Raw genomic sequence first — 3,428 nt, 5'->3', positions numbered from 1 at the left:
ACGGCCAGCTACCTTGATTTTGCGGAGACTGAACGGAATGCAGCCGATGCACTGACCATCGACCACGAATCCGTCATCAGCTGGCAACAGTTCGTCACCAAGGTTGGCGGCCACCTGCCAGTTTTCCCTGAACCAGTTAGCGCTCAGAGTGGCAACCCCACCACCGCGCAGCCGGGAGGACACGCCGAACTTCTCGACGCGTCCTCCGCGCGCACCTTTGATCAGGTCTGTCGCGCAGCAGGCGGTGCCACATTCTCCGGACTGCTTAGCTGCCTTGCGAAGGTCGGCCACGAAATCACCGGCTCGGGTGAATTTCGCACGATGGTCCCGTTCCACACGCAAACAGGTCCCTGGAGATCCTCCATCGGATGGTTCGTCGGTATGGGCCCGGTCGCCTTCTCTCTGAGCGCAACCAGCTCCTTTGCCGAGACGGTCCGTTCGGCAGTCGCAGGCCTCAACGGAGTCAAGGAACTGGCCCAAATACCCCTTCCCCGGGTAGCGGAACTCCTTGGCCAGCCCCTTCGTGATCCCTTCATGATTTCGTATATGGATCTTCGCCGTACCCCCGGCGCGCGCAACTGGAACACTTGGCGAGCCATCGCGCTTCGTAGTCGCTGCACCGATCCGGATGAGGTGTGCCTTTGGGTCTGGCGCAACTACGATGGCCTGTTCGTCAGCTATCGCCACCCGGCCACCGACCTCGCAGGCATCGCGGTACCGCGCTATGTCGCCCGAACGAAGCAGCTCCTGGCCGTCGTCGCGGACACCTCCTGCTGGCTCGCCAACCCGCATTCAAAAGAAGAGTGTTGCTCGTGACAGAGATCAGACACATTGCAGCGACCTCTTGCGACTACACAAAGTTCGACGCGGTTATCGTCGGCTCTGGGCCCTCCGGATCGATCGTCGCCCGAACACTTGCAGAGAAAGGATATCGCGTGGCAGTGCTGGAATATGGAGGCCTGGTTTCCCCTGGCGCCTTGTACGGGCCGCATCAGGCGGCCTACAGCAAGGCACTCACTTCGTCCGGCCGACCCGCTGACGGCAACCCCTGGACGGCGTGTTGCGTGGGCGGCGGGATGCAGTTCTACAACGCGATCACGCTCAGATACCGGCAGGCAGATCTTTCGGCCTCTCAATATCTGACGACCGACCTGGAGATTGATTGGCCCGTCGCACTCCGGGATCTCGAACCCCACTACTCGGAGATCGAGCACTTGTTGGAGATCACTGGGGCGAATGGATTTCCGACATATCCAGTCAGCCCTCGTGGGGTAATGTTATCCACTGCAATGCATGAACTCGGTATAAAACCGCGCCATATCCCTCTGGCAATCCGGCCACCAGGGACTTGCATGGGGTGCACCCTGTGTTCAGCTTGCGATGAACTGGTATGCCCTACGGATGCCAAAGCATCTGTGCTCGCACGAAGCATTCTGGATGACTCTGCCCTGACCGGATCGATCTCGGTTCTGTATGGCTGCTTCGTCAACCGGATCGAGCTTCGGAACGACGGTCAAGCTGAAGCTCTTGAGTGCTACGTGCCACTATCATCTGAGCGGATCCGGATTTCAGTCGAAAGGGTCATCGTCTGCGCAAACGCGATACAGACGGCGGCACTGATGCTCCGGTCAAAAAGTGAGCATGCCCCCAAGGGGATAGGCAACGAATCCGGCCTCGTCGGGCGGGGCCTCTCATTCAAGATTAGCGGCTACTCTGTCGGGTACATGGAGCGACCGGATCACGGCTCCAGTGCTCTGGCTTCTCACTGGGGCCCCCATGCGACCGTCTATACCGACGAGTTCTACGAGCACTGTGACGTACCACACAAATTCGGCGGTCTCATCTATGAAGCGAATTTACCCACGCCGGAGGAAAACGTCGGTCTTTTGCGCCTGCACTATATGGCCGGTGAAGAACCGTGGTCGCACAATCGCGTAGTGCTTGACAGGGCCATTGACCGATACGGGGTCCAGTATATTCGTTTCGAATACAAAAGCTCGGCAAACGACCGTGCACGAATTGGCTTTCTCGCTGATCGCGCGGATGACATTCTGCGACACATTGGAGCGCTACGCATCAAGCGCGAGTCGCTTGCACACTCAAAAGGCAGTTCCCACCTGCACGGCACGATGCGCGCCGGACAGGATCCCACCACTTCAGTTGTGGACCGCCTTGGCAGTGTTCACGGGTTCTCGAACATCCACGTCATGGATGGCTCCGTGATGAATTTCGCGGGAAACAGCAATCCGACACACACGATCATGGCCAACGCGAGACGAATGGCCCTTTCACTCGAGTAAAGGGGAACTCAAGATGCTTAATCCTGAAGTGACCGGACATCTCGCCGAATGGGAACGCGAAACCAGATCGTCAATCATTTTCCGCTCCGCCAATGGCGCGGTGGCGGAAGATATCAACGGCAAGATGTATCTGGATATGACATCCTGTAGCGGGGCTTCGCCTCTCGGCAGCAATGACACAGTATTCAACGCAAGGCTCGCACGGGCAATGGAGAAGGAAACCGACATTCTTCCATCGCCGGTGAGTCTGCAACGCCTGAGGCTGGTCGGAAAAATCTCGAAGATGTTCCCTGACACGCCGAGAGTGTTTTTTCTGAGGACGGGGTCCTGCGCAACGGAAGCGGCGGTTCGGATCGCCCGGTATCGAACTGGCCGGCCGGTCCTCCTGACGGCTGGCTTCCATGGATGGCACGACCTCTTTCAGCAGCCCCCTTGGTCGGACAATCCACCCGCTAGGGACCAACACATCCAGGATTTCCGATATGACCTCGATCTCCTTGAGCAGCAACTGGTCATGAACAGGGGGCGAGTCGCGGGCATTTTCTTCACACCTGAACCTTCGATCTTTCCCGCTGCATTGCTTCATGAAATCTCCAGACTGGCAAAGCTGCATGGAGCACTGCTGATCGTCGATGAAGTCCTTTGCGGGCTCCGTTATGCTTCGGGTGGCTACTGCCAAAAACACGGTGTAAAAGCCGACCTCATTACCTTGGCCAAGGGAATCGCGCAAGGCATCGGCCTTTCCGCAGTTGTCGGCACCGACGAGGCCATGACGGGGGCCGACACCGCATATCTTGGCCATACCTATCTGCGCGAGAACCGGGCCTTCGTGGCCGGCAACCTGACACAGGAAATATTTGAAGAAGCGGGCATTGTGGCCCGTCTCGCCGAAAGTGGTTCCGCACTCAAGAGGTTATTCCAGACCGCATTCGAGCGTAGCAAAATACCTGCTCGCGTTCTGGGAAGCGACAGCATGTTCGATATCGTTCTGCCGTCTGAAAAACATGGAAAAGCGTTCGCACAAAAGTGTCTGCAGCATGGCATCTATGTCGGATACCCGGCAACATACATGAGCAATGCTTCTATGAATGAGGCCTTTTTCGAGGCGTTGGAACCAGCACTGGATCT

The 3,428-nt window shown here is 57.6% G+C and carries 2 protein-coding genes and 1 pseudogene; all 3 read left to right on the top strand.

All coding sequences use genetic code 11. The features are described from left to right. Positions 1-816: pseudogene (locus ACLFKU_RS42815) on the top strand (hypothetical protein); the annotation flags it as partial. Further along, positions 804-2,300: a GMC oxidoreductase gene (locus ACLFKU_RS42810; RefSeq protein ID WP_410853265.1), complete on the top strand. Its 1,497-nt coding sequence runs from the start codon at positions 804-806 to the stop codon at positions 2,298-2,300. The pseudogene ACLFKU_RS42815 and the gene ACLFKU_RS42810, both read left to right, overlap by 13 nt. Before the next feature lie 13 nt (positions 2,301-2,313). After that, positions 2,314-3,428, top strand: a 1,115-nt coding sequence (locus ACLFKU_RS42805; RefSeq protein WP_410853264.1) for an aminotransferase class III-fold pyridoxal phosphate-dependent enzyme, incomplete at its 3' end; no start/stop codon positions are given.

Origin of the sequence: Paraburkholderia sp. EG304, from assembly GCF_046543485.1 — a bacterium.
Lineage (GTDB): Bacteria > Pseudomonadota > Gammaproteobacteria > Burkholderiales > Burkholderiaceae > Paraburkholderia > Paraburkholderia youngii.
Note: the sequence above shows the minus strand (reverse complement) of the source record. Positions and strands in the feature narration are given on the sequence as shown.